Below are 24,826 nucleotides of genomic sequence, written 5' to 3'. Positions count from 1 at the left end.
GGCCGTTACAGTGACCGCGCGAACGACCTGTCGGCCCCGGCGCGCAGCCGGGTCCCACGTTCACCCGACATCCACACCGGCTCGGTGCGAGCGGGCCACCCCGGGCGTCACCGACGCCGGCCGGTAGGCCCGTCGGATCAGCGCGGGCCCGGTCCGGCCGGCAATTCTGGAGGCGTTCATGGCACCCGGTAGTGACGTGATCGAACGGCCGGTGGTGGTGGCCGAGACGCCGAGCGGCCCGTCCGCCCGGCGTTGGCTGGTGCCGCTGCTGCTGGTCGTCGGTTGGGTGCTCAGCGTGGCCTGGCGGATGTGGTGGTCCCGGCACGTCGTGCTGCCGATCGCGCACACCGACGAGGACAGCTACCTGAACACCGCCCGCGCGCTGGCCGGCGGTCCGGGGGGCTTCAGCAGCGAGAACGACCTGCTGCGCCGGGTCGGCTACCCGATGCTGATCTCGCCGGCGTTCCTCGGGGACCGGGACTTCACCGACAGCTACCGGCTCGTCCAGCTGATCAACGCGATGGTGAACTCGACGCTGTTGCCGCTGGCGTACCTGTTCGGTCGCCGTCTGTTCCAGCTGCGCCGCTCGTACGCGCTGTTCGGCGCGGTCGCGGCGGCGACCCTGCCGGCCACCGCCTTCTACGCGGGCGTCGCCATGATCGACGCGGTGATGGCACCGCTCGTGGTCGCCTGGCTGCTCGCCGTGCACCGCTGGATCATCCGGCCCGGCCCGCTCGCCGCCGCCACCGTGGGCCTGCTGGTCGGCGGGTTCCACCTGCTGCACTCGCGCGGCCTGGTGATCGTGGCCGTGCACGCCGGGCTGGTCCTGCTGCTGTTCGTCCGCCGCCGGATCAGCCCGCCCGCGGTGCTCGCGGCGCTGCTGCCGGTGCTCGCCATGGCGCTCGTCAACGAGGCCGCCATCCGCTACCTCGGCGGCAAGGTCTACCTGCTCGGCAGCACCCCCGGCGGCAGCATGGTCGAGGCGATCGCTTCCGCCCAGGGCGTGGCCCGGGTGGGTGCCGCGGTCACCACCCAGCTCTGGTACCTCGTGGTGATCACTTTCGGAATGGCGGGGGTGGCCTGGGCCGGCGCCGTGCGCGAGCTGTGGCGCCCACGGCACGGCGACGCGGCCCGCTGGACGTTGGGCGTGGCGCTGGTGGTGACCGTCGGGGTGGCCGGCGGCGCGTCGGTGATCCTGTCCGGCATCACCGGCAAGCCGCTGGACGCGATCTACGGCCGCTACGTGCAGATGCTGGCGCCGTTCTGGCTGCTGGTCGGGCTGGGGGTGCTGTTCACCGCCGGGTGGCGGGCGGTGCTGCGCCGGGCTGCGGTCGCGGTGGCGCTGCTGGTCGGCGGCGGCGCGCTGGTCGCCGCCCGACTCGCGTACGTGGCCAGCCAGGGCCACCGGTTGCGCTACGGCGGGTTCAGCGCACCGGACCTGGCGGCGTTGACCGGGGGCTGGCGGGAGCTGCGACCGGTGGTCGGGTCGCTGGTCGGCATCGCCGCCTGCGTGCTGCTCGTCGCCACGGTCCGGGTGCCCCGCCTGCGGCTACCGATCCTCGGCGCCGTCGTGGTGGTCAACCTCGTCACGATGCAGGTGATCGACCAGCGGATCGTGCGACCGACCGCCGCGAGCACCGCGCCGACGCCCCGGGTGGCCGACGTCGGCGTACGCCCCGGCGAGCGGGTGTGGGCCTCGACCGGCGTGCACTACGTCCTGCGGTTCAACCTCAGCCACCAGGTGACCTGGACCGACGTCCGGTGGTTCGGTGTCGGGCAGCCGCCGGCCGCGGCGCAGGTGGTGTTCGCCCGCTGGGCGCCCGGGCAGGCCGAAGACTGGAACGGCACGGCGTACGGCTTCGTCCGACTCGGCGGCAACCCCGAGCAGCACTGGGCCGCCTGGCGGCGGGCCTGACCTACCGCGCCCCCCGGTGGACACCGCTATTCGTGAACGGCGGATGTCCACCGGGAGCACTGTCGGTTAATGGTTTCCGTCCACTGCGGAAAAGGGTCTGACAATCAGCGCTGGCGGCGGTCGGCCCGAGCCAGGGAAATCGGGATGACGGTGACTTCCCGACCGTCGGACAACTCCTGTCGGGGAGTCCCCTCGACGAATCGGAAACGCCGGTTCATCTGTCGTACGACGGTGTTGTGGCCGAGCACCTCGCCGTCGAGTCGGTCCAGGTGCAGCCCGTCGAAGGCGTACTCGACGGCCTCCCGCATGACCCCCAGCCAGGCCGGCAGTGTCTCGCCCCGCCCGTCCAGCCCGTCGGCGTCGAGATAGAAGCCCCACGCACCGGTGCGGGGGCCGTCCAGCCGCAGGTCGAAGAAGGTGACCACACCGCAGGGCTGGTCGTCGCGGACGTACACCAGCACCCGCCGGGACCTGTCGTCGCGGACCGCCGACCACCACCGGGCGTGCTCCTCGGGGGTGATCTCGTGACTGGTCTTGCTGACCTGTCGATTGGTTTCCTGATTACGCCAGGACAACATCAGGTGAACGTCGTCCGTCGTCGCTTCGCGCAGCACGTGCGTCTCGCTTTCCTAGCCGTTCACGTCGGGCTCCGGCACCTTACCCGGGGCTACCGGGAAATCAGATGTGCATTCGTTGGGTTGTAGACTGCGGCGCATGAACGAATTGAGTCGCGCGCAGATCCGCGACCTCATGGCTCAGGTGCTGAAGAATCAGGACAAGGAGCTGCCCGCGGACGACGCGGCGCAGTTGCGGGAGATCGGCTTCCGGTCGCTCGACTTCTCCGAGCTGGCCCTGCGGGTGGAGGACGAGACGGGGGAGGAGCTCAACTTCGACGCCCCCGGGCTGCGTCGCATCGCCACCGTCTCCGACGTCCTCGACTTCCTCGTCGAGCTTCAACACCAGTGACCGTCGCGACGTCGCGCCACCCCGCCCCCGCTGACCCGGAGCCGGCCGGTGTCGACAACCGGCTCGTCGTCGGTGGCGCCGCGCTGACCTGGCGTTCGCTGCCGACGCCCACCCTGCCCGACCCGGCGGCGGTGCTGGCCCACTCGGCCGTGCACGCGCTCACCGCGGCCCGGCAGCACGCCGTGCGCGGCACCGAACTGCTGCTCAGCACCGAGAGTCGGGTCGACACGGTGATGCGCGCCGAGTTGCTGGAGGCCGGGTTCACCGTCAGCGTCCTCGACGACGACGGCGTGCACTTGAGCGCGCCGGCCCGGCCGCGAGCCGCCGAGCCGGGCCGGCTCTGGCTGCTGACCTCGGGCTCCACCGGGCGTCCGAAGCGGGTCGGGCACACCCTCGACACGCTGACCACCGTGCGGGCCGACCAGCCCGACCGGACCTGGCTCTGCCCGTACGCCCCGGGCACGTACGCCTGGTGGCAGGTCGTCACCCTGTCGCTGACCCAGCCCGGCCAGCACCTGGTGGTGGTCGAGCCCGACGAGTTGGACGACTGGCCCACTGTCGCGACCGCCCACGGGGTGGACGCGGCCTCCGGCACCCCGACCTTCTGGCGCCGCACCCTCTACCGCGACGCCAAAGCGCTGGCCCGGGTGCCGCTGCGCCAGATCACCCTCGGTGGGGAACCGGTGGACCAGGCGATCCTGGACCAGCTGCGCGAGGTCTTTCCGACGGCCCGGATCTCCTGGATCTACGCGTCCTCCGAGGTGGGGGCGTCCATTGTGGTGCATGACGGGCGGGCCGGGTTTCCGGTCGACTGGCTGGACCGGGAGACCCCGGGCCGGCCGACGCTCTCCGTTCGCGACGACGAGCTGGTGGTCACCTCCCCGTACCACGGGGCCGGTCTGGCCGGCCCGATCCGTACCGGCGATCGGGTGCAGGTGCTCGACGGCCGGGTGCTGATCACCGGCCGGCTGGACTCCGACGAGATCAACGTCGGTGGCAGCAAGGTCTCCGCCGGCCTGGTCCGCGGTGTGCTCGCCGGTCATCCGGCGGTGGCCTGGGCACGGGTGACCGGCCGGCGCGCCCCGGTGCTCGGGCGGATGGTGGTCGCCGAGGTGGTCCTCGCCGCCAACCCGTCCGCCGCCGACACCGGTGCGCCGGACGAGGCCGCGCTGGTCCGCTGGTGCGCCGACCGGCTTCCCGAGCACGCGGTGCCGCGCCGCATCCGCGTCCTGACCGACATTCCCGTCAAGGAGACCCTGAAGAGCGATGTCTGAGCCCGCCGACACCCAACTCGTCCCGCCCAGCTCCGTGGTCCTCGTCTCCGGCGGTTCCCGTGGCCTGGGCCTGGCCATCGTCACCGACCTGCTCGACGCGGGCGTCCGCGTGGCCGCGTTCGCCCGCACCATCACCCCGGAGTTGGAGAAGCTCGCCGCCGAGCATCCCGACCGGATGCACGTCGGCTCGGTGGACGTCACCGACCTGCGCGCCGCGCAGAGCTTCGTCCGCGAGGTGGAGCAGCGCCTCGGCCCGATCGACGGCATCGTCAACAACGCCGCGATGGGACAGGACTCCCTGCACGCGCACACCGCCACCGACGACATCGCCCGGATCATCGAGACCAACCTGACGGCCCCGCTCCAGCTGACCCGGCTGGTGATCCGCCGGATGCTCGCCAAGGGGCTGCGCGGGCGGATCGTCAACATCACCTCGATCTGCGGGCAGCGCGGTTTTCCCGGCCTCGTCGCGTACTCGGCCACCAAGGGCGGCATGGACGCCGCCACCCGCTCGCTCGCCCGCGAACTGGGCGGCCGGATGCTGGTCAACTCGGTCGCGCCCGGCTTCTTCGCCTCGGAGATGTCCGCCGTGCTCGGTCCGACCCAGCTCGACCAGATCGTGCGCCGCACCCCGACCGGTCACCTGACCGAGCCGGTGGAGGTCACCCCGGTCGTGCGGATGCTGCTGCGGGAGCACACCAACATCAACGGCCAGGTCATCGTGGTGGACGGTGCCGCCGCCATCTGACCTGCGGCCGGGTCTCCTCCCGGTGCGACCGGCGGGGCGGGTCGGCCCCAGCGGGCCGGCAGTGTCGTCGGGGGTGGGCGGCGCCGCCGTGCCGCGTCCGGTGCCGGGGCTGCTCGCCGCCGCCGAGCGGCATCTGCGCATCGGGTCGACGGCTGCGATGGCCGACGCGGTGACCCGCAGTCACCTCGATGATGGACGGTGCGTCGGCTGGTACGGCCCACCGGCGCCCGGCTGGCGGGTGGCCATCGACGCGGAGCGCGCCGACGCCCCGGTCCCCGCAGCGCTGGCCCGCCGGTTCGGCGCGGGTGACTTCTGGGCGCGGTGGACCCGGGCCGAGTGCTGCTGCAAGCTGGCCGACGTACCGATCGCAACCTGGTGGCGCCGGCACGGCCTGAGTATGCCGGCGGCCGGCTCGACGCTCTGGCGGACCCTGTGGGTGGCCGACCTGGTGGTCACCGTCGGCTTCGCCCCCACCCCACCCAACCCCTAACCCACCCCCGCCCCGCGATCTCGCACGTTCTGACGCCGAATCGCGGCTTACACGCCTTTCGTCGGGACAGTAACTGCAAGATCGCCGGGGTGGGGTGGGGCGGTTAGATCAGGTTCCAGGTCAGGGGGGTGCCTCGGGGGACGTCGGTGGCGAAGGTGCGGCCCAGGACCCGGTCGATCTCCACGGGCGCCAGGCCGCCGGCCGGCCGGATCGAGCGGACGTTGCGCGCGGTCACCGGGTCGCCGGCCCGGACATCCTCGACCACGAAGAGCGAGCGGCGGAACCGCAGCCCCTCCCGCTCGGCGGGGGTCGGTCCGATCGCGGTGCCGCCCAGCGCCTCGTACGCGCGGCCGGACTCGGCGACCAGGGCCGTGAGCTCCGCCGGGTTCAGGGAGAAGTCCGAGTCCACGCCGCCGTCGGCCCGGTCCAGCGTCACGTGCTTCTCGATGAAACAGGCGCCGAGCGCCACCGAGGCGACCGCCACGCCGATGCCGGGCGTGTGGTCGGAGAGCCCGACCGGCACGTCGAACGCGCCGGCCAGCACCGGCAACCGGCGCAGGTTGCTGTCGGCCGGCGGCGCCGGGTAGGACGCGGTGCAGGCCAGCAGGACGATGCCGGCCGCGCCGCCGTCCCGGGCGGTGCGCACGGCGGCGTCGATCTCGGCGACCGTCGCCATTCCGGTGGAGATGACCATCGGCTTGCGGGTGCTGGCCACCAGTCGGATCAGCGGCAGGTCGACCAGCTCCGACGAGGCGATCTTGTACGCGGGCGCGTCCAGCGACTCCAGCAGCTCCACGGCGGTCGCGTCGAACGGCGACGAGAAGACGGTCAGGCCACGCTCGCGGGCCCGCTCGAAGATCGGGGCGTGCCACTCGTACGGGGTGTGCGCGCGTTCGTAGAGGCGGTACAGGTTCTCCCCGCCCCACAGCTCGTGCCCGTCGGAGATCCGGAACGCCGGGGTGTCGACGTCGATGGTGATGGTGTCCGGCCGGTACGTCTGGAGCTTGAGCGCGTGCGCCCCGCTCGCGGCCACCGCGTCGACGATGGCCAGCGCCCGGTTCAGATCGCCGTTGTGGTTACCGGACATCTCGGCGACCACGAACGGTCGCTCCCCGGCACCGACCGCGTGCGGTCCGATCTTGATTGTCGCCGTCATTCCGACCTCTGCTCAGGTACGTCCGCACCGGGGTGCGGTGGTGCTGTCGTCGTCCACCCGGCGGGCGGACGACCTGGGAAATCAGGGCGCCGGAAGCCGCCCCGGCTCCCGGCGTGCTCTGCGGTGGGGTCGATCACGGCAGCCGGCCGACGGCCAGCGCGTCGCGCTGCTCCGGAGCGAGCCCACCGTCGCGCGTCGGCCCGGCACTCGCCCCTCGCCCCGGCTCCTCGTCGGCGGTGAGCGAACCGCTGTCGGCGCCGCCCACCGGGCCGGGACGACGCAGGCGACCGGCGACCCGGTGGGCCTGGCGCAGCGCCGAGTACGCCAACCAGTCACCCCGCCCGACGAGGCGGTGCTTGAGCCCGGTCACGCCCGGGGGCGGCGGGTAGCCGCCGGTGGGCAGGTACCGACGGTAGTGCGCGGCGGCCCGGTGGAAGAAGTCGCGCCGCAGGTGTGGGTGCAGCCGGCCGTCGTTGCCCACCACCACCAGGTAGTGGCTGATCATCAGCTCGAACAGCTCGGCCTGCAACCGCTCGTCCGGGTGCTTCCGGGTGACCCAGTCCATCAGCCGCTCGTACTGGGCGAAGGCGTCGAAGTGCCGGCCGCTGCGGGTGGAGGTGATCGCGCCCTGGCGGCCCTGCCGGTACAGGTAGCAGACCCGGTCCAGCACGGAGATCTTCTCCGCCCCGATCAGCAGAGGGTGGCTGAACGGGATGTCCTCGTACCAGCCGGGGAAGAACCGCAGCTCCAACTCGTCCATGAAGTCCCGGCGGACCACCTTGTTCCAGGCGGTGTGCTGCACCCGCAGCAGTTGCGGCTGGTCGGCCAGCCGGGTCACGCCGGTGATGCCGCGCAGCAGTGGACTGCTCGCGTCGACCTCCCGCCGGCCGTCCTCGTGCACCCGCAGGTGGTCGAGCATCAGCACGTCGGGCTGGTGCTGGCGCAACCGGTCCAGCACCGCCGCGATCGTGCCCGGCGGCAACCAGTCGTCGCTGTCGACGAACCAGACGTACCGGCCGGTGGCCACGTCGAGCCCGGCATTGCGGGCCAGCCCCAGACCCACGTTGCTGCTCAGGTGCACGACCCGCACGCCGTCGCGGCTGACCGCGTACGAGCGGAGCATGTCGCCGCAGCCGTCCGGGGAGGCGTCGTCGACGGCGATCAGCTCGACCGCGTCCGACTCGCCCGCCGGGATGTCGGCCCGGACCGACTCGAGGCACTGGTACAGGTACGCCTCGACGCCGTACACGGGCACGACGATGCTCAGCAGCGGTACGTGCGTCGGCTCATTGACCACGTCCGCCACCTTCGACGACCCGGGTGGCCGGCCCCGGAACCTGACGTTGCCGCCGATGGTGGACTCTCTGAACTCCCGCCGAGCGGAAGGTTAACGCCGGGCCGGTGGGCGGTTGCCCGGCCGGGGAAACGCGTGCTGGTGGGGCGGGTGGGATGCGTCCGGTTCACCCGGGAGTGACCCGGTAGGGTGCCTCGGTGCGGCCCTTCCGGGTCGTCGTGGGCGTCGCCGTCGCGCCGTCCGACGCCGCGCCGAGGAGGCTACGACAGTGCTGGTGACCCTGCCGGGCGCCGGGATCCCGGCATGACGAGCGTCGCCGCGACGTCGGCCGCCCGACCCGCACCCGCCCCGCCCCGGCTGCCCTCGCTGACCGGGCTGCGGTGGATCGCCGCTCTGCTGGTCTTCGGCTTTCACGCCGGCACCATGCGGATCATCGCTGAGCCGGACTACAAGGCAGTGGTCGACGAGCTGTTCACCCTGGGCCTCTCCGGGGTGCAGTTCTTCTTCATCCTCAGCGGGTTCGTGCTGGTCTGGTCGGCCCGCGAGGGGGACTCCCGGCGTACCTTCTGGCGGCGACGGATCGCCAAGATCTACCCGAACCACCTGGTGCTGTTCGTGGCGACGCTGGCGGTCGCCTGGTATTTCGCCGACCCGGTCCTGCCGGCGGCGGCGTTGGAGAACCTGCTGCTGTTGCAGGCGTGGGACCCCCGGCCGGGCTGGTTCTACAGCATCAACACGGTCAGCTGGTCGCTGTCCTGCGAGTTCTTCTTCTACCTCTGTCTGCCGCTGGCGCTGCCACTGCTGCGCCGGGCCCGACCGAAGGTGCTCTGGGTGCTGATCGTCGCGCTGCCGCTGCTGATCCTCGCGCTCTGGCCGGCGCAGGAGTTGGTGCCGGAGGTCAGCCGCTGGTGGTTCACCCAGATCTTCCCGCCGGTACGGTCGCTGGAGTTCTGGTTGGGCGCGGTGGCGGCCGAGTTGATGCGCCGAGGGCTCTGGCGCGGTCCCAGTCTGACAGTGGCCAGTGGGATCTTCCTGGTCACCTGGGTGGTGGCCGCGCAGTGGATCCGCGCCGAGCTGTGGACCACGCTGCTCGCTGTCGCGTACCTGTTGGTGATCACCGCTGCCGCGGACGCGGACGTGCGGGGTCGGCGCTCGCCGTGGCGGTCCCGACCGCTGGTCTGGCTCGGTGAGGTCTCGTTCGCCTTCTACCTGGTGCACGTGCTGGTGATGACGAGCGTGCTGCGCTGGAGCGGAACCTGGGGGATCGGCTTCGCGGGCTGGCGTGGCCCGGCCGTGGTGTTCGGCTTCCTGGCGGCGACCCTGATCCTCGCCGGGCTGTTGCACCGCTTCGTCGAAACCCCGATGATGCGCCGGCTCGCGCCGCGCCGTGCGGCCCGTCCGGTGCCCGTCCCCCGACAACGCGCGGCCGGCGACGACGACGCGCGAAACCCCGCAGGCAGCGCCCGCGGCGAGGTCGGCGGACCTGCCGACGAGGTCGGTCAGACCGGCAGTCGATCAACGTACGTCGACCTGCGCTGACAGCGTCCACCCTGGTCAAAGGGGTCGGCGCGGCGTGATTCGACACGCCCGTGGTCGGTGCGCCCGGGTCGGCGCGACGGTAGCGTGGGGACGTGCTTCCGGTCGCGTTCACCTGTCCGCTGTGGTGGGTGGCGCGCTGGGCGACCCGGGTGCTGACCAGCCTCGCCGTCGTCGCGGCCCTGGCGCTCGGCGCAGGCCCGGCCACGGCCGCCTCGTCAATTCCCGGCCCGGTGCCGACGTCGAGCGCGGTGCCGGCCTCGGTCGCCGCCGGGTCGCTGGCGGCCTCCTGCCGGCTCGCCGGGGCACCCGGTGCGGCCCGCCCGGCTCCGGCGATACCGCCGGAGGTCACCGAGGAGTCGGCCCCGACCTGGTCGGCCGACACGCCGGTGGCGCTCCCCGGCGATCAGGGCACCATCGTGTCCGGCGTGCTGCTGGTCCGCGCTGCCGAATCTGACCGGCTGCCCCTCGTCGACGGTGCGAGCGGTCGGGCTTCCCGGGCCCCACCCGGGCGCTGAGCCACCGGGACGACCGTCCCGTCGCCGCGCCCTGTCGACCCACCGCTCCCTGACCCGCCGACCCGTGGCCCACCGTGGCCCGTGGCCGGCGCGGCTCCCCATCGCACTGCTCTCTCCCCGAGGTGCCGACCATGGAGACCGTCGTCTTCTACCAGTTCGTGACCGAGGTGCCGCAGGCCGCCGCCATCTGGTCGACGCTGTTCCTGCTGACCCTGGGCCTGCTCACCGTGCTGGCCGCCCGCCCCGAACGGGACCGGCCCACTGACGACCCGCTCCGCGGCGGGCCCACTCCTCGGGAGTTGGCCGCCGCCGAGGCCGTCGACCTGCGCCGCTACGCCGAGGAGGTGGCCGTCGCCGCGGCCGGCGCGGCCACCACCGCCAAGCGGTGGCGCGCCGCCTGGCTGACCGCTCAGGAGCAGCTGGAGCGGGCCTGGATCGGGTACGACGAGGCGGACACCGCCGCGCGTCGCTTCGGGGGCGCCGGGGTGCTGCCCACCCCGCAGACCCCACACACCCCCGCCGAGTACGCCGCCCGGGAACGCTATCTGCACCGAGCGGCGATGGCGGCGTACTGGCGGGGCGACCTGACCATGGCACAGCTCAGCGACGTGTTCGGGCACCGGCGCGGCTGGGATCCCCGGCGGCACCCGGTCGAGCAGGAGGTGCTGATCAGCCGGGTGATCCGGGATGCGCGGCTGGCCGACTACCAGGTGGCCGCCGACCGTGAGCGGGCCGCCTGGCGCGACGCGGAGTTGGCCGCCGAGTCGGCTCGTGTCCTCGCCGAGGAGGCGTACGCGGCGGCGGTCCGGCTCCGCCCCACTCCGGTGCCCGCGCGTCGGACGGTGGCCGGGGCGTTGCGTCCCGCCGTCGTGGCACTGTGGCGCCCGGCCCGGTTGGGTTGAGCCCAATCCGTGATGTGAGGCCGGTCACCGCATTGCGAAATCGGACGTACGGCGCGATCGGCGCCATTGTTCCCGCGATTGCGGTCGCGTTCTTTGCGGCCTGTCCGGTTGTCGCCCGTAGGCGTCGCCGTAACCGGTTGTCCCATCGAGTCACATCATCGGCAATACGCGCAGAAATTGTCGCACCAATTGGGGTTTACGCAGGTGAACCTGGCTTGGCAGCGCGCTGAGACGCCAGTAGTGTCGTCCCGTCCGGTGCGGTTACCGATCGCAAGACGCGACGCCGCATCGACCCGCTTAATCGTGATCAACGAGCCGGGGACCCATCAGTAAGTCTGGGGTGAATCCGCGAGCCACGGCCCGCGGTAGGGCGATCTTCCCGCCCGAATCCGTCAGCTAACCCGGTAGGCGGTGTCGGAAGGAGTCCCATCCTCGTGCAGCACCTTTCCACCCCTCGGTTGTTCCCTCGCCTCCACGGCGCGGCGGTGCACCCGCTCAATCGTCGCGTGACGGTGAGCTGACCCCCCGGGTCATCGCCTTCCCCGCCCGGCCGCGCCGGGCGTTCCCCTGAGCGGTTCACCATCCGCGGACCACGGTCCGCGCGCTGGCGCCTGCCCGGATGCCGGTCCGGCCCCGGTGTGCCGCTCTCCCCCCGATCCGTGGAGGACCCCGTGAAGCACACCCTGAAGCGTCAGCTCCGCCGTCTCGCCACCGAGCGCCCGTACCAGATCGTCGCCGCCTCCGCCGCGGCCCTCGCGATCGCCACCACCACCGGCGCCCTGCTCACCACTGCCGACGACGCCCCGGCCGGCCAGCGCACCGCGACCACTGTTGCCGAGATGCGCAGCGACGTCGCCGCCTCCCGCGGCGATGTTCGGGACGCGTCCCCCTCGGCCAGCGCCGTGCCGACCACTGCCGCCCCGGCCACCAGCGCCGCGTCGCCCGCCGCCAAGGCCAGCAGCAACCCGGACCTGACCCGGAAGCCGGAGCGGCCGAAGCCGCCCGCGACCAAGGTGCTCGATTACGACTACGAGGCGCAGAACACCTACTACAACTGCGGCCCGGCGGCCACCCGGAACGCGCTCAGCGCCGCCGGCATCGACCGCACCCAGGAGGAGCTCGGCGCCGAGCTGGGCACCACCGAGATGGGCACCAACTCGGCCGAGGACACCACCCGGGTGCTCAACGCCGAGGTGAAGGGCTCCCCGTACCGGACCCGGATGTTCCCCGGCGCGCCCAGCGCGGCCCAGATGGACCGGCTCCAGGCCGACGTGGTGAAGGCCGTCACCGACGGCCGGGGCGTGGTGGCCAACGTCGTCGGGGACGCCACCGACACCGACGGCAGCTGGCACTCCTACGGTGGCGGGCACTACATCGCCGTCGTGGGCTACAAGGACAACGGCCGCACCGTGCGGATCGCCGACTCGGCGAACCCGGCCGACCCGTCGTACTGGATCACCACGATCGACCTGGCCAACTGGATCACCAGCCGGGGCTACTCCGCCTGACCCGGGCACTCTGACCGCCGCGGGCGCCGTCCCCCACAAGGGGCCGGCGCCCGCGGCGTCTGTCTGTGCGGTCAGTAGGTGATGAAGCCGTACAGCGCCTTGTGGTTCGACTTCGTCCCGACGACCGTGTGGTCGACGGCGGACGACTGCACGCCGCCGTTGACGAACAAATAATCGATCTTGCTGGAGCCGTTGGTGGCCTTCGACCCGTAACCGGTCATTCCATAGCCGCCCAACGTGCCGGGGGCGATGCCCGTCCGGTTCGCGTCGATGCCCACCACGCGGATCGTGGAGGCGTTCAGCAGGCTGGTCGCGTCCGCGCCGAGGTGGATGCCGGTGTTGGCGATGCCCCGATCGCCGTCGCCGGCACAGGCGTTCTGCCGGTTCTCCTGGGGCAGGTGCATGGTCGCGGCGAACACACTGGTGCCGGTCGCCTTGATGGTGAACCGGGCCGCGATGGCGCTGGTCCGCTTCCACTTGTAGAAGTCGGTGCTGTCCGGGTCGCTGTTCGGTGGCTTGTACAGCGTGCATCCGGCGCCGTTGGCGTACGCCGTGCCCGGCCTGAGCCAGCCCGCGCTCCAGTACTTCGAGATGTCGCCGCTGGCCAGGCTCAGCGTCCGCGTGTTCCAGATGATGCCGTTGGTCTGCTTCTTCTTGAGATCCCCGAGCGACTGCGAACTGCACTTGTGCGTGCTGCCCCACGGCTCCGGGTCACTCCACGCCACGATCGCCCCGTAGGTGCCCGCCGGGTAGCCGAACTTCGCCGACAGTTGGTCGGCGTACGCCTCGGCCTGGCCGCTGCCACGCACCTGCTGCACGATCAGGATGTCCGGCGGCGCCACACCGCTGGTGCCGGTGCGACCAGCGTCGTCGACCAGGACCGAGCTCAGGTGGTCCGGCCCGGAGATCCGGGTGCAGCTCCCGTCGGAGTTGTTCACCACCAGGTTCTCGATGTTGTTGTTGTAGACCCGAAGGACCCGGTCGGCGGCCACTGCCGCCCCGCCGTTCGGTGTGGCGACATCCGCCGGTGTGCCTGGTGCGGCGTGCGTCGGCGACGCGCCGAGTGCGACGGCTGCCAGGGCCGCGACCAGTGCTGATCCGGACATCCTGAGCACTGTGGCTCCTTTCCGCGACGGGACCGACGGATGGGCCGTCCCGGTTCAGGTCGCGAACTCTACAGTGGATCTTCGTGTCCCGGGGGTGGCGCGGGTGACGGCTCTCGTACCAGGCCGTGAACCGTGGGAGACTGCGGCCGTGGTGGAGAAGACGGGTGGTCACGCCGGCCGCAGGCCGGTCCTGCTGCTGCTGCACGGCATGGGGGCGACCGGGGACGTGTGGTTGCCCTGGGCGCCGTACCTCGAGCAGCACTGGCCCGGGCGGTGGCTGGCACCGGACCTCGCCGGCCACGGCTGGGCATCGCCGCTGCCGTTGTACTCCTTCGCGGGCTTCGCCCAGCAGATCGCGCAGGCCCTCGCCCCCGACGACCGGCTGGTCGTGCTCGGGCACTCGCTGGGTGGGGTGGTCGGCCTGGCGCTGGCCGCCCGCGACGCCGGGACGCCGGTGGACGCCGTGGTCGGGCTGGGCATCAAGGCCCTCTGGTCGCCCGCCGAGCTGACCCGCGCCGCCGAGGTCGCCGCCCGCCCGGTGGGCTGGTTCGCCAGCCGCACCGAGGCGGCGCGCCGCTACCTGCGGGTCGCCGGGCTGGCCGGCCTGGTCCCGCCGGACCACCCGGTGGTGGACGCCGGGCTGCGCCAGGTCGACGGCCGGTGGCGTCTCGCCATGGACCCGGCCGCCTTCGCCGTCGGCGAGCCCGACCTGACCGCGCTGCTGGCGGCGACCGACGTGCCGGTGGTGCTGGCACGCGGGGAGAACGACCCGATGGTCACCGACGAACAGCTCAAGGAGTACGGCGTACCGGTCGCCACCCTCCCCGGTCTCGGGCACAACGCGCACGTGGAGGACCCCGCCGCGGTGCTGGCGCTGCTCGACCCGTACCGCTGAGCGGCTAGGCCGGTGCGGACGCGGTAAGTGTCTCGGTCGGGGCCAGCTCCCGGCGGGCGGCGGTCAGGAACGCCTCGGCGTACGACTCGGCCGGGAAGTCACCCAGGTAGTGGCGGCGGGTGGCCCAGCGGGCCTCGGCCAGCGGGTCGGTGTCCAGCAGCGCGGTCAGCGCCTCGTCCACGTTGGACATGTCCCGGCGCAGCACGTAACCCGACCCGGCCAGCGGGAACCGTTCCACGAACCGGTCGCCCTCGTCGCCCATGTCGGCGACCGCGTATGGCTTGCCGGAGTAGAGAAAGTCCGAGATCACGCCGGACACGTCGGAGACCAGCGCGTCGGCGGAGTTGACGCACTCGGTCAGGCTCAGCTCCCGGGCCGCAGCGCCGACCACGTGCTGGCGGCCGGTGCGGGCGCGGTCGGCGACGAGCAGCTCGGTCAGGCGGCCCAGTTGGCGGGCCGATGCCGGGTTCTGCGCGGTGTACGGGTGGGCCCGCAGGATCACCGTCGCGCCGCGCTCCAACAGTCGGCGCAACAGCTTGTCGGCCACCGGCAGCGAGCAGTAGTCGGCGTCGGCGTGGTGCCCGGTCCAGGTCGGCGTGTAGAGCACTGTCGGGTGCGCCAACCCTCGCGCGGGCTCCGGGCGTACCTCGATCGACTCGACCTGCGGGCGACCCACCACCACGAACTTGTCCGCCGGGATCTGCACCCCGGCGCGGGCGTACCGGTCGATCGCCGCCTGCCCGGCCACGAAGATCCGGTCGAAGATCCCCGACACCGGATTGGCGCTCGGCGCCTTGTCGCTGTCGCCGTGGTGCAGCTGGATGTGGGTGAGCTGGGTGAAGCGGACGCAGTGGCTGTTCTTCGCACCGTGGTTGACGTAGAACGCCGCCCGCAGGCTCGGCACCAGCGCCTCGTCCATGGCCCCCAGGGTGGGGCAGTAGACCACCGGCACGTCGGTGGCCGCCGCGATCGGGGCCAGGAACTCCGGCTCACGCAGCACGATCAGGAACGGTCGGCCGATCCGTTCCAGGTACGGCAGCCACATGGTGACCTGGTACTCCGAGCCGGGAGGCGCGGAGAAGTAGAGCAGGAACTCCGGCTGGTGCCGGCGCAGCGCGGCGGCCACCGACCCGCCACCGGCCCGCGGCCGGAACCGCCGCCGGGCCAGCTCCAGCGCGACCGCACCGGCGCCCGCGCCGACCAGCAGACTGGCGGCCAGCGCCACACCGGCCGGCAGGGCGAGCGCGGCGGCGAGCGCCAGGGCGGCGAGCAGCCCGAGCAGAGCCGTGCCGAGCCGGTCGGCGATCAGCGGCGTCCAGGCGCGTACCCGCAGATTCGCCGCCCGGATCTCCAGACTGCCGGCGGTGCGCAGCGGCCCCACCAGCAGCACCAGCCCCAGCAGGACCAGCCCGGTGGCGACCAGCGCGAGGTTGAGCCCGCCGTCCAGCCGCCGGGAGTAACCGACCAGGATCGCCGCGGCGATCAACGCGGTCTCCGCCACCAGGTCGGCGCTGGGCCGGATCCGCTGCTCGGCGGCCGAGGCGGCCAGCGCGGCGACGGCCAACGCCAGCCCCCAGCCGGTGGCGCCGGTCAGCGCCAGCACGACAAAGGCCAGCACGGCGAACCCGGTGGTCAGGCACCGGGCGGCCAGCTTTCGGACCAGGTCGCCGCGCATGTCGCTCCGTTCGTGGTTCCGCAGCCGCCGGCGTCAGTTGGCGGACGTCGCGTTGGCTGGCGTCTCGACCCGAGCGGACCCGGACTGCGCCGGTACGCTCGGCGTGGGCCCGTCACCGGGTGCCCGGCGTACGTCGATCACCTGGCCGGTCAGGTCGGAGATCAGCACGTCCAGCGACGACTGGGCGACGGCCTCCGCGGCGAGCAGGGTGTGCTCCGGCTCCTCGCCGAAGGCTCGCGTCCGCATCGGAGTGGCGGTGCGCTCCGGGTTGATGCAGTTGACGCGGACACCCACGTCGGCCCACTCGTCGGCCAGCGCCTGGGTGAGGTTGACCAGGGCGGCCTTGGTGGCTGAGTAGAGCGCGTAGCGGGCCCGGCCCCGGGTGTAGGAGCTGGAGGTGTAGAGCAGCAGCTGGCCCTTGGTCTGCTGGAGGTACGGCAGGGCCTGGCGGGCGATGGTCACCGGGCCGACGAAGTTGACCTGGAGCAGCCGGTCCATGGTCTCCTCGTCCATCTCGGCGAGGGCGCCCTTCTCCAGGATGCCGGCGGTGACCACCACGTGGTCGATCCGGCCGGTGGCCTCGAAGGCGGTCGTCAGCGCGGCCGCGACGTCCTCGGCCCGCTCCACGTGGGTGCCGGTGCTGGAACGGCTGAACGGGAAGACCTGGGCGCCGTAGCGCCGGGCCAGCTCGGTCAACTCGTGGCCGATGCCGTAGCTGCCGCCGAACACCACGATGGTCCGGCCGGTCAGCTCCTCGCTGTAGCTGCGGTGGTTGGTCAGCCGGGGCGCCTGCGCCGCGGCGAGCTGGAAGAGCTTGTCCGCCAGGTGCACGTCGACCGGGTGGGTGACCTTGATGTTCTCGTCCGAACCGTCGATCACCTTGATCGGGGTGCCGGGCAGGTAGCGCAGCACCACGCCGCAGTCGTCGGTGGCGGCGAAGTCCCTGTCGTCCTCGGCGATCTGGTACGCCGCCCGGATCGTGGGGGAGCGGAACGCCTGCGGGGTCTGGCCACGGCGTAGCCGGGAGCGCACCGGGATGTCGGTGATGCAGTCGTTCTCGTCGACCTGGATGATCGTGTCCGCGGAGGGGATGGCCACGTCCACGGCGTCGTAGCTCCAGAGCGCGTTGACGCACTCGCGCACGATCCGGCCGCTGACCAGCGGGCGCACCGCGTCGTGGAAGAGGATGTTGCAGTCTTCCGGGCCGACCGCGTCCAGCGCGATCCGGGTGGTCGCGTTGCGGGTGTCACCGCCCTCGATCACCTTGGTGACCTTGCGCAGGCCGGCCTTCTCGACGATCTGCTGAGCGTCCTCGACGTGGCCGGTGGCCATCAGCACGATGATCTCGTCGATCTCCGGTGCCGCCTCGAAGACCGCCAGGGTGTGCTCGATGATCGGCTTGCCGGCGATCTTCAGCAGCTGCTTCGGGATGCCGAGGCCCAGCCGGGTCCCGGTGCCGCCGGCCAGAACCACCGCCACTGTCCGCGAGGGCCGCCACGGCGTCGGGGTCTCCGCTTCGGCGTCCGGGCCAGTGGTCTGGTCCTGCGTCATTGCCGGATCCTCACTCTCAGCGATGCGTTAACGGAAGGTTCCGCCCGAGCGGCGACGGAATGAACCTTAACGCGCGGACCGCGTCGCCCCAACGCGGGCGACGCGGTCCTCGGGTGTGATGTCGATGCCGGACGTTCGCCGGAACCCTACTTGCTGTTCGCGTACGCCTCGTAGGCCCGGATGACCTCGTCGGTGGGGCCATCCATTCGGATGACGCCCGATTCCAGCCAGATCGTCCGTTCGCAGGTGTCCCGTACCGAGGAGAGCTGGTGGCTGACCAGGAACACAGTCCCCGCGCCCTCCCGCAGCTCCCGCACCCGCTGCTCGCTGCGCTTGCGGAAGCCCTTGTCGCCGGTGGCGAGCGCCTCGTCGATGAGCAGCACGTCGTGCTTCTTGGCGGCGGCGATGGAGAACCGCAGCCGGGCCGCCATGCCCGACGAGTACGTGCGCATCGGCAGACTGGCGAAGTCACCCCGCTCGTTGATCCCGGAGAAGTCGATGATCCCCGCGGCCTGCTTGGCCACGTCGTCGGGGTGCATGCCCATGGCCAGGCAGCCGAGGGTGACGTTGCGCTCCCCGGAGAGGTCGTTGAGCAGGGCGGCGTTGACGCCCAGCAGGGACGGCTGCCCCTGGGTGTGGATGGCGCCCCGGTTCACCGGCAGCAGACCGGCGATGGCCCGCAGGATGGTGGACTTGCCGGAGCCGTTGCTGCCGATCAGCCCGATCGCCTCGCCCCGGTACGCGGTGAAGGAGATGCCCTTGACCGCGTGCACCTCCCGGACGTTCGGCGCGTGGGTGCGCTTGACCAGCCGGCGCAGCGCGGCCACCGGCGTGGTGCCACCGGCGGCGCCCTGGTGCACCCGGTAGATGATGTGCGCGTCGTCCACGACCACCGTCGGGATGCGCTCCTGGTTTCGGGTCATCGTCGCGCTCGCCTCAACGGGGGCGTCGAAGTGATCAACCACGGCCGTACTCCTGTTCGCCGCGCCAGAAGTAGATGAAACCGCCGATGCCGGCGACCAGCGCCCAACCGGCGCCGACCAGCCAGAGCTGGGTCAGCGACTCGTTGAGCAGCGGCGCCTCCTCGAGCAGCGCGTACCGCGCCAGCTCGATGTAGACGAGTAGCGGGTTGTACTGCACAAGCGTCGTGGCCCAGCCGGGCAGCCGGTCGAAGAGGGTGACGCTGTAGAGGACGCCGGAGCCGTACATCCAGGTCCTCATGATGAACGGCATGACCTGCTTCAGGTCGCTCGACTTGGCGCCGAGGCGGGCCACCAGCAGCACCACGCCGGCGTTGAACACCGCCTGCAGCAGCAGCGCCGGCACCAGCATGAGCCACTTCCAGGTGAGCGGCTCACCGGTTACCAGCACGATGCCGACCAGCACCACCATCGAGGCCAGCAACTGCTGGAACTGGGTGATCGTGGTGGACAGCGGCAGGCTGGCCCGGGGGAAGTGCAGCGCCCGGATCAGCCCCAGGTTGCTGCTGATCGACTGGGTGCCGGCCAGGACCGCGCTCTGGGTGAAGTTGAAGATGAACAACCCGGTGGTCAGGTAGGCGATGAAGTTCGGGATGTTGTCGTTCTGTGCCAGCACCACCCCGAAGATCAGGTAGTAGACCGCCGCGTTGGTCAGCGGGGTGAGCACCTGCCAGAGCTGACCCAGCTTGGCGTTGCTGTACGAGGCGACGAGCTTGGCATTGGCGTACGCGGCGATGAAGTGCCGGTAGGCCCAGAGTCGGCGGCTGTACTCGACGAGGCTGGGTCGCTCACCGGCGACCCGTAGCCCGTGCCGAGCGGCCAGCTGCGCCTGGGTCAGGCCCGTGTCGGGGTCGACCAGCGCGGTGGTGGCCATGGAAATGGCGCTCCGATCTTTCGTGCAGACGGGGGTTGCTCGCGACGATCGAATCCTAGTGGGAGATGTGCGCGGGGCGCCGCCTCGTCGCTGCGAGGACAGTAGTCCGAAACACGTCGGGACGCAACCGTACCGTCGTTGCGCTACGCTGTCCGGCGTGACCTGCGATAAGAGCCCTCGATGACCACCGAAAAGAGGCGGGCGCCGGCTGGCGCGGCGGTGCTGCGCGACGAGATCACCACGGCGATCCGCCGGGCGCTGATGCAGGAGCTCGCCGCTGTCGGCTACGGCCGGCTCTCCATCGAGGCGGTGGCCCGTCGGGCCGGCGTCAGCAAGACGGCGATCTACCGCCGGTGGAGCTCGAAGCTCGACCTGGTGCTGGAGATCGTCGCCGCTGCGGCACACCGCAAGCTCCCCGCCCTGGACACCGGCACGCTGCGCGGTGACCTCGCGCTGCTGTTCCAGGCGGTGGCGCACGCGCTGCGCCACCCACTGGCGTCGCAGATCATTCCGGACCTGCTGGCCGAGGCCGCCCGCAACCCCAGCATCGACGCGACCCTGCGTCAGGTGCTGCACGCCCGGCAGCAGGAGATCGGCGGTCGCCTGGTCACCCGTGCCGTGCAGCGTGGCGAGCTGCCCGCCGACACCGAGTTGGACGCCGCCATCGACCTCGTCGTCGGGCCGCTCTACTGGCGGCTCGCCATCGCCCGTCTCCCACTCACCGACGGTTACCTCGACAACCTGGTCGAATCCGTGGCGGCCGGGCTCGGCGCCGACAGCGTGCTGCCCCGTCCCCGGGCGGCTCCGATATCGGGTTGACCAGCCCTCGAAACTCGGTCGCCGGCAGCAGCGGCCCCCCTGCCCGATTCCGCTACGCTGCCCCCTTGACACCCGGCCGTCACCGTGCCGACGCCCCTCATCCGCCTGACGAGTAAGGACGCCCGTGGCCAACGTCGACAGCATCGCCGTAGCGCCCGCCGAACCGGACCCGACGCCGCGGAACGGGCCAGCATCCCGACCCGCCGGCGCTCGCGCAGGGTTGTCCCGGGTACGCGCGCTGGTGGCCGTCGCCCCGGCGGTGCTCACCGACGGCGCCGTGATCGCGTTCGCGCTCTTCACAGTGCTCTACCACCTGGCCTTCCTGGGGGACCTGCGTCCGTCGGTGACCTTCCGGATCTGGCTGCTGGCCTGTGTGGTGCTCGCGGTCGTGGCCGTGCTGCGCGCCCGCCGCCGCGCCCCGGCCGACAGCGCCCCGGCCGACAGCGCGCCGGCCGCTCACGATGAACCAGTGATCGGCCGCCCCGCCACCGACCGCCGCCTGCTGATCGGGGTTGTGGTCGCCGCCGCAGTGGCCGCCATCTCCGCCGGGGTGGCCGGCACCGGCGTCAGCCTCTCCTGGTGGATCCCGGCCGTGGCCGGCCTGCTCGCGGCCGTCGGCGGCCTCCTGCTGGTACGCCAGGCCTGGCTGAGCGGCCCGGCGCCCACCCCGGCCGCCCCCGCGCCCAGCACTGTGCAGTCCGCGTACGCGCTGGTCGTCTCGGCCCTGGTCGGCATCTCCTCGTTCTTCATGGCCCGCAACACCCCCGACGACGTCTACTACGTCGGCAAGTCGGTGTGGATCGCCGAGCGCGACCTGATCCCGCTCAACGACTTCCTGTTCTCCGAGAACGTGCTGCCGGCCATGGGCTCGCAGCCGCCCATCCCGTCGATCGAGGTCTTCGACGGCGCGTTCGCCAATGTCGTCGGCATCCACGCCAGCTCTGCCCTCTGGTACGTGCTGCTGCCGATCATGGCGGTGGTCGCGGCGCTGGCGCTGTGGCGGCTGACCCACCGGTGGGCCCCGCGCCGTCCGCTGCTCGCCTTCACCGTGGCGATCGCGTACCTCTACCTCGTCGCCGGTGACGATGCCGCGCTGGGCACCTTCCACCTGCTGCGGCTGCACGAGGGCAAGGGCATGTTCGTCTCGGCGGTCATCCCGCTGATGTGGCTCTACCTGACCGAGTGGTTCGACAACCGGTCACGGCGCAGCCTGCTGCTCATCGTGGCCCTCTCGATCACCGCGATCGGGCTCACCAACACCGCGGCGATCATCCTGCCGATGCTGGTCGGCGCCGCCGGCTTCGCCATGCTGCTGGTCGGCCGCTGGAAGGCGGCCGTCGTCGCGGCGGTCGCCGCCCTCGCGTACCCGATCGGCTCGCTGGTGGTCTCCCGGCTGGTGCTCGGCGGGATGACCGCGACCGGGGCGGACGACGCCTTCTTCGACGCGGCGTACACCTACAAGCGGACCCTGCTGTTCGGTGTGGTCGGGGTCATCAGCGGCCTCGCGCTGTGGTGCGGCGCGTTGCTCGCCCGTCGGCGTACGCCCGCGCTGCTCGCCGCCGGCGCGGCCCTGGCGTTGAGCGTGTTGTTCGTGCCCGGTGTGCTGGAGCTGCTGAGCGCGTTGAGCGGCATCTCGGTGGTGCTCTGGCGCGTGCCGTGGCTGCTCGCCCTGCCGACGCTGATCGGTCTGCTCTGCACCGTGCGCGTGCCGGCACCGACCCCGGCGTTGCGCCGGGCGGCGTCCGGGGGGATCGCGGTGCTGCTGGTCGCCTCGTTCGCGCTGTTCGCCACCCCGATGTGGTCGTCGAAGAGCTGGGTCGAGGTGCACGACCGCCCCACCTGGAAGCTTCCGCAACAGCGTCAGTCGATCGCGTTCTGGATCAAGGGCCTGGACCGCCCGGAGGGCCTGCTGCTCGCCCCGAAGACGATCATGCGCACCACGCCGATCATCACCAGCGAGGTCCGGGTCGTCCTGCCCCGCGACTTCTACCTCGTCGAGTACGACCTCAGCTCCCAGTTCGCCAAGGACCGGCTGTTGCTCTCCGACTTCGCCGACGGCACCTCCAGCCCGACGCCGGCCGAGTTGACGCCGGCACTGGACCGCCTGGACGTGGGAACCATCTGCGTCTACAACGGCAACCGGTACGCCCGCGACACCGCGCCGCAGCTCGGCTACCGGGAGTTCGCCACGCGCCCGGCGCCCGGCGCGATGACCTGCTTCCGGCGGGTCGGCTGAGCGCTTCACGCGCACCGAGCGCCCGACCCCACCGGTGGGGTCGGGCGCGCCCGGGTGCGGACTTTGCCCGAAATGGTGCCGGATACCCGAGCGACACCGAGCTGTCCCCTCGCGTTAAGGTCGCAGTCACACGCAGCCGGCCGCGAGTGAGCCGCTGCGCGACGGGGGAGTGACGTCGGTCCATCACGGGCACCGCCCGCAACGAAATCTCGTAGGGAGCGAACTCTTTGTTCGGCACGTTCACAGGACGCCTCGGAGTGGCCGCCCAGAGTGCGCTACTGGTACTGGCCTACCTGGTCATGCTCCTCGGTGGCGTATTCGGTTGGGTCGGCCTGTTCGCCGTCGCCGGCCTGGCCGCCATCATCGGCGAGTTCGCCGTCGCCCGCTGGTCACCCCCGTCGCAACTGCTGTTGGAGAAGGTGGGCCTGCACTGGTCGTACCGGCAGCTGACCCGGGACCTCGCCGCCGTGTTGCTGGTCGCCGCCGAGGTGCGGCTCACCGGCGGCGAGCTGACACTGCTGCTCGTGCTGCCGGCTGCGGTGTGGGTCGTGTCGGTGTTCGCCGGTGCGCTCTCCACCATGATCGAGCGTCGTAACCCGCTCTCCGCCATGGTGCGCAACATCGAGCTGGGTCCGCTCTCCAGCGCCCCCCAGCCGCCCGCCTGGGCGGCGGCGGTCGCCGGTGACCGGATGCCTCTGCTCAACCTGCTGCTGGTGCCGGCCGGCGTGGCCGCCGCGGTGCAGCACGATCCGACGCCGTTCTTCGTGGCCGGCGCGGTGGCGGTCCTGGCGACCGGTCTGGTGGGCGCGATCATCGCGCTGACCTGGCTGCGGGGTCGGGGCGCGGGGCAGGATCCGCTGCTGCCGGCGGTCCAGCGTTGGCTGGACAACTACCGGCCGGAGGTGGCGCTCTACTTCGCCGGCCCGGCCAAGGACGTCTACCAGGCGAACATGTGGCTCGCCCCGACCGAGGCGCTCCAGCAGCGCGCTGTGGTGCTGATGCGCAGCCGGGATGCGTTCCTGGAGCTGGCCGACACCCGGCTGCCGGTGATCTGCGTACCGGCCGGGGTCGACTTCATGAACCTCGACCTCGGTGGCATCCGCGCGGCGCTCTACTCCGCGAACGTCGGCGCGAACATCCACATGCTCCGCGAGCCGGGGACGAAGCACGTCTTCGTCGGGCACGGCGACAGCGACAAGCAGGCCAGCGTCAACCCCTACAGCAAGGTGTACGACGAGGTCTGGGTCGCGGGCCTGGCCGGCCGGGAGCGCTACGCGCGGGCCGGAGTCGGTGTGCTCGACTCGGACATCGTCGAGATCGGCCGACCGCAGCTCGCCGGTGTGCACACCTTCGGCGCCGAGTCGGTGGACCGGCCGTTCACAGTGCTCTACGCCCCCACCTGGGAGGGTTGGCTCGACGACGACCCGTACCACACCTCGCTGGTGCTGATGGGTGAGCGGATCGTCAAGGGGCTGCTCGCCACGAACCCCCGGGTCCGCCTGATCTACAAGCCGCACCCGCTCACCGGGTCGCGGTCCAGGGCGGCGAAGGTCGTGCACGACCGGGTCGTCTCGGCGATCCGCGCTGCCGGCGGCGACCCGGACGCGTCCTCGCTGGACGGGACCGCGCACCTGGTGGTCACCGGCCGCACGCCGGCGTTGTTCGACTGCTTCAACCAGACCGACCTGCTGATCAGCGATGTGTCCAGTGTGGTGTCCGACTTCGTGCAGAGCCAGCGGCCGTACGTGGTGGCCAACCCGGCCGGCCTGTCGGAGGACGAGTTCCGCCGGGAGTACCCGACGGCTCGGGCGGCGTACCTGCTCTCCAAGGACTGCGGCGAGCTGGAGAAGATCGTGTCGGTCACCCGGGCCGGTGACGACCCGATGACCGAGGCCCGCCGGGAGCTGAAGACCTACCTGCTCGGCCCCGCCGAGGCGAACCCGATGGACCGGTTCCAGCAGGAGATCGACCGGCTCTGCCACTGAGCCTCGTCCTCCGGCATCGCGCCCGGCCCGACACTGATCGGGTCGGGCGCGTCCGTGTCAGCCCAGCAGGGCGGCCACCGCGTCGGCGGCCGGAAGGTCCGCCGGTAACGCCCGCGCCGCCACCACCGCCGCGACCGGCAGCGGTCCGTACACGTGCGGAAAGAGCTGCCCGCCGCGCGACGGCTCCCACCGCAGCGCGTCGCCCAGTCGCTCCTCCTCGACGCTGAGCAGTGTCAACCCGGTCGCCCCGGTGAAGTACCGCCGCGCCGTCCCGACCACCTGGTCGGCGCCGGAGAGGTGGATGAACCCGTCCTGCCGGTCCACCGCGGATCCGGTGAAGGCACCGGCGGCGAGGGCGTCGTCCCATTCCGCGCTCGACAGCAGTTTGTAGATCACCA

Annotated in this window: 22 protein-coding genes and 1 riboswitch; of the genes, 13 read left to right on the top strand and 9 right to left on the bottom strand. The window is 71.9% G+C overall.

The window, feature by feature from the left end; genetic code table 11:
* Positions 1 to 178 precede the first annotated feature (178 nt).
* Entirely contained in the window at positions 179 to 1,915 is a 1,737-nt protein-coding gene (locus ABZS40_RS05570) for a hypothetical protein (RefSeq protein WP_354942167.1), read from the top strand.
* 104 nt (positions 1,916 to 2,019) lie between these two features.
* Here the strand turns inward: ABZS40_RS05570 and ABZS40_RS05565 are convergent, their stop codons facing one another.
* Positions 2,020 to 2,529, bottom strand: coding sequence for a GNAT family N-acetyltransferase (locus ABZS40_RS05565; protein WP_354942166.1), 510 nt, complete (start codon positions 2,527 to 2,529; stop codon positions 2,020 to 2,022).
* A 100-nt stretch (positions 2,530 to 2,629) separates the two neighbouring features.
* Here ABZS40_RS05565 and ABZS40_RS05560 point away from each other — a divergent pair, with 100 nt between their 5' ends.
* From ABZS40_RS05560 to ABZS40_RS05545, 4 genes are read left to right on the top strand one after another with little or no spacing between them, the layout of a single operon-like run.
* Positions 2,630 to 2,881 (top strand): acyl carrier protein, encoded by a 252-nt coding sequence (locus ABZS40_RS05560; RefSeq protein ID WP_354942165.1) that lies wholly within the window; start codon positions 2,630 to 2,632, stop codon positions 2,879 to 2,881.
* A complete protein-coding gene (locus ABZS40_RS05555) occupies positions 2,878 to 4,155 on the top strand; it encodes an AMP-binding protein (protein WP_354942164.1) in 1,278 nt (425 codons plus the stop codon). The genes ABZS40_RS05560 and ABZS40_RS05555 overlap by 4 nt, the downstream gene beginning before the upstream one ends.
* Positions 4,148 to 4,903, top strand: a complete 756-nt coding sequence (locus tag ABZS40_RS05550; protein ID WP_354942163.1) for an SDR family NAD(P)-dependent oxidoreductase — start codon at positions 4,148 to 4,150, stop codon at positions 4,901 to 4,903. Before ABZS40_RS05555 ends, ABZS40_RS05550 begins: the two co-directional genes overlap by 8 nt.
* Entirely contained in the window at positions 4,887 to 5,393 is a 507-nt protein-coding gene (locus ABZS40_RS05545; RefSeq protein ID WP_354942162.1) for a hypothetical protein, read from the top strand. The genes ABZS40_RS05550 and ABZS40_RS05545 overlap by 17 nt, the downstream gene beginning before the upstream one ends.
* A 103-nt stretch (positions 5,394 to 5,496) precedes the next feature.
* Here ABZS40_RS05545 and pseI read toward each other — a convergent pair whose 3' ends face one another.
* The gene (pseI, locus tag ABZS40_RS05540; protein WP_354942161.1) at positions 5,497 to 6,549 is read right to left on the bottom strand and encodes a pseudaminic acid synthase; all 1,053 of its coding nucleotides are present in this window, start codon (positions 6,547 to 6,549) and stop codon (positions 5,497 to 5,499) included.
* Positions 6,550 to 6,682: 133 nt separating this feature from the next.
* Positions 6,683 to 7,846 carry a glycosyltransferase gene (locus tag ABZS40_RS05535; RefSeq protein WP_354942160.1) on the bottom strand — a complete coding sequence of 388 codons (1,164 nt, stop codon included), beginning with the start codon at positions 7,844 to 7,846 and terminating at the stop codon, positions 6,683 to 6,685.
* Positions 7,847 to 8,146: 300 nt separating this feature from the next.
* Here ABZS40_RS05535 and ABZS40_RS05530 point away from each other — a divergent pair, with 300 nt between their 5' ends.
* The 4 genes from ABZS40_RS05530 (at position 8,147) to ABZS40_RS05515 (ending at position 12,307) form a co-directional block, all read left to right on the top strand.
* On the top strand, positions 8,147 to 9,382 hold the full coding sequence (locus tag ABZS40_RS05530) for an acyltransferase (protein ID WP_354942159.1): 1,236 nt from the start codon (positions 8,147 to 8,149) through the stop codon (positions 9,380 to 9,382).
* A 92-nt stretch (positions 9,383 to 9,474) separates the two neighbouring features.
* Complete coding sequence (locus tag ABZS40_RS05525; protein ID WP_354942158.1) at positions 9,475 to 9,897, top strand: hypothetical protein; 423 nt, start codon at positions 9,475 to 9,477, stop codon at positions 9,895 to 9,897.
* A gap of 131 nt (positions 9,898 to 10,028) precedes the next feature.
* On the top strand, positions 10,029 to 10,799 hold the full coding sequence (locus ABZS40_RS05520; protein WP_354942157.1) for a hypothetical protein: 771 nt from the start codon (positions 10,029 to 10,031) through the stop codon (positions 10,797 to 10,799).
* Positions 10,800 to 11,083: 284 nt separating this feature from the next.
* A riboswitch (cyclic di-AMP (ydaO/yuaA leader) is annotated at positions 11,084 to 11,225 on the top strand.
* A 233-nt stretch (positions 11,226 to 11,458) separates the two neighbouring features.
* Complete coding sequence (locus tag ABZS40_RS05515) at positions 11,459 to 12,307, top strand: C39 family peptidase (protein ID WP_354942156.1); 849 nt, start codon at positions 11,459 to 11,461, stop codon at positions 12,305 to 12,307.
* 71 nt (positions 12,308 to 12,378) lie between these two features.
* Here the strand turns inward: ABZS40_RS05515 and ABZS40_RS05510 are convergent, their stop codons facing one another.
* The gene (locus ABZS40_RS05510; RefSeq protein WP_354942155.1) at positions 12,379 to 13,413 is read right to left on the bottom strand and encodes a hypothetical protein; all 1,035 of its coding nucleotides are present in this window, start codon (positions 13,411 to 13,413) and stop codon (positions 12,379 to 12,381) included.
* Between the two features lie 148 nt (positions 13,414 to 13,561).
* Between ABZS40_RS05510 and ABZS40_RS05505 the strand changes: the two genes are divergently transcribed.
* Positions 13,562 to 14,308, top strand: coding sequence for an alpha/beta fold hydrolase (locus ABZS40_RS05505; protein WP_354942154.1), 747 nt, complete (start codon positions 13,562 to 13,564; stop codon positions 14,306 to 14,308).
* A gap of 4 nt (positions 14,309 to 14,312) precedes the next feature.
* Here the strand turns inward: ABZS40_RS05505 and ABZS40_RS05500 are convergent, their stop codons facing one another.
* The 4 genes from ABZS40_RS05500 to ABZS40_RS05485 form a co-directional block, all read right to left on the bottom strand.
* Positions 14,313 to 15,983: a CDP-glycerol glycerophosphotransferase family protein gene (locus ABZS40_RS05500; RefSeq protein ID WP_354942153.1), complete on the bottom strand. Its 1,671-nt coding sequence runs from the start codon at positions 15,981 to 15,983 to the stop codon at positions 14,313 to 14,315.
* Between the two features lie 33 nt (positions 15,984 to 16,016).
* Positions 16,017 to 17,534 (bottom strand): bifunctional cytidylyltransferase/SDR family oxidoreductase, encoded by a 1,518-nt coding sequence (locus ABZS40_RS05495; RefSeq protein ID WP_354942152.1) that lies wholly within the window; start codon positions 17,532 to 17,534, stop codon positions 16,017 to 16,019.
* Between the two features lie 146 nt (positions 17,535 to 17,680).
* Positions 17,681 to 18,457, bottom strand: coding sequence for an ABC transporter ATP-binding protein (locus tag ABZS40_RS05490; protein WP_354942344.1), 777 nt, complete (start codon positions 18,455 to 18,457; stop codon positions 17,681 to 17,683).
* Between the two features lie 34 nt (positions 18,458 to 18,491).
* A complete protein-coding gene (locus ABZS40_RS05485; RefSeq protein ID WP_354942151.1) occupies positions 18,492 to 19,388 on the bottom strand; it encodes an ABC transporter permease in 897 nt (298 codons plus the stop codon).
* 180 nt (positions 19,389 to 19,568) lie between these two features.
* On the opposite strand from ABZS40_RS05485, the gene ABZS40_RS05480 reads away from it, so the two are divergent.
* From ABZS40_RS05480 to ABZS40_RS05470, 3 genes are all read left to right on the top strand, one after another.
* Complete coding sequence (locus tag ABZS40_RS05480) at positions 19,569 to 20,207, top strand: TetR/AcrR family transcriptional regulator (RefSeq protein WP_354942150.1); 639 nt, start codon at positions 19,569 to 19,571, stop codon at positions 20,205 to 20,207.
* A gap of 124 nt (positions 20,208 to 20,331) precedes the next feature.
* Entirely contained in the window at positions 20,332 to 22,443 is a 2,112-nt protein-coding gene (locus tag ABZS40_RS05475) for a DUF6077 domain-containing protein (RefSeq protein ID WP_354942149.1), read from the top strand.
* A gap of 299 nt (positions 22,444 to 22,742) precedes the next feature.
* Positions 22,743 to 24,428 carry a CDP-glycerol glycerophosphotransferase family protein gene (locus ABZS40_RS05470; RefSeq protein WP_354942343.1) on the top strand — a complete coding sequence of 562 codons (1,686 nt, stop codon included), beginning with the start codon at positions 22,743 to 22,745 and terminating at the stop codon, positions 24,426 to 24,428.
* 57 nt (positions 24,429 to 24,485) lie between these two features.
* Here the strand turns inward: ABZS40_RS05470 and ABZS40_RS05465 are convergent, their stop codons facing one another.
* Entirely contained in the window at positions 24,486 to 24,824 is a 339-nt protein-coding gene (locus ABZS40_RS05465) for a DUF952 domain-containing protein (RefSeq protein WP_354942148.1), read from the bottom strand.
* Positions 24,825 to 24,826 lie beyond the last annotated feature (2 nt).

This window comes from Micromonospora sp. NPDC005324, from assembly GCF_040607155.1.
GTDB classification, from domain to species: Bacteria; Actinomycetota; Actinomycetes; order Mycobacteriales; family Micromonosporaceae; genus Micromonospora; species Micromonospora trifolii.
This window is presented reverse-complemented; position numbering and strand designations above follow the sequence as displayed.

What these genes read in the sequence shown, in the direction of transcription:
- ABZS40_RS05570 (WP_354942167.1), top strand. Translation starts at nt 179, where the DNA reads ATGGCACCCGGTAGTGACGTGATCGAACGGCCGGTGGTGGTGGCCGAG.
- ABZS40_RS05560 (WP_354942165.1), top strand. Translation starts at nt 2,630, where the DNA reads ATGAACGAATTGAGTCGCGCGCAGATCCGCGACCTCATGGCTCAGGTG.
- ABZS40_RS05550 (WP_354942163.1), top strand. Translation starts at nt 4,148, where the DNA reads ATGTCTGAGCCCGCCGACACCCAACTCGTCCCGCCCAGCTCCGTGGTC.
- pseI (WP_354942161.1), bottom strand. Translation starts at nt 6,549, where the DNA reads ATGACGGCGACAATCAAGATCGGACCGCACGCGGTCGGTGCCGGGGAG.
- ABZS40_RS05530 (WP_354942159.1), top strand. Translation starts at nt 8,147, where the DNA reads ATGACGAGCGTCGCCGCGACGTCGGCCGCCCGACCCGCACCCGCCCCG.
- ABZS40_RS05520 (WP_354942157.1), top strand. Translation starts at nt 10,029, where the DNA reads ATGGAGACCGTCGTCTTCTACCAGTTCGTGACCGAGGTGCCGCAGGCC.
- ABZS40_RS05510 (WP_354942155.1), bottom strand. Translation starts at nt 13,413, where the DNA reads ATGTCCGGATCAGCACTGGTCGCGGCCCTGGCAGCCGTCGCACTCGGC.
- ABZS40_RS05500 (WP_354942153.1), bottom strand. Translation starts at nt 15,983, where the DNA reads ATGCGCGGCGACCTGGTCCGAAAGCTGGCCGCCCGGTGCCTGACCACC.
- ABZS40_RS05495 (WP_354942152.1), bottom strand. Translation starts at nt 17,534, where the DNA reads ATGACGCAGGACCAGACCACTGGCCCGGACGCCGAAGCGGAGACCCCG.
- ABZS40_RS05490 (WP_354942344.1), bottom strand. Translation starts at nt 18,457, where the DNA reads ATGACCCGAAACCAGGAGCGCATCCCGACGGTGGTCGTGGACGACGCG.
- ABZS40_RS05485 (WP_354942151.1), bottom strand. Translation starts at nt 19,388, where the DNA reads ATGGCCACCACCGCGCTGGTCGACCCCGACACGGGCCTGACCCAGGCG.
- ABZS40_RS05480 (WP_354942150.1), top strand. Translation starts at nt 19,569, where the DNA reads ATGACCACCGAAAAGAGGCGGGCGCCGGCTGGCGCGGCGGTGCTGCGC.
- ABZS40_RS05470 (WP_354942343.1), top strand. Translation starts at nt 22,743, where the DNA reads ATGCTCCTCGGTGGCGTATTCGGTTGGGTCGGCCTGTTCGCCGTCGCC.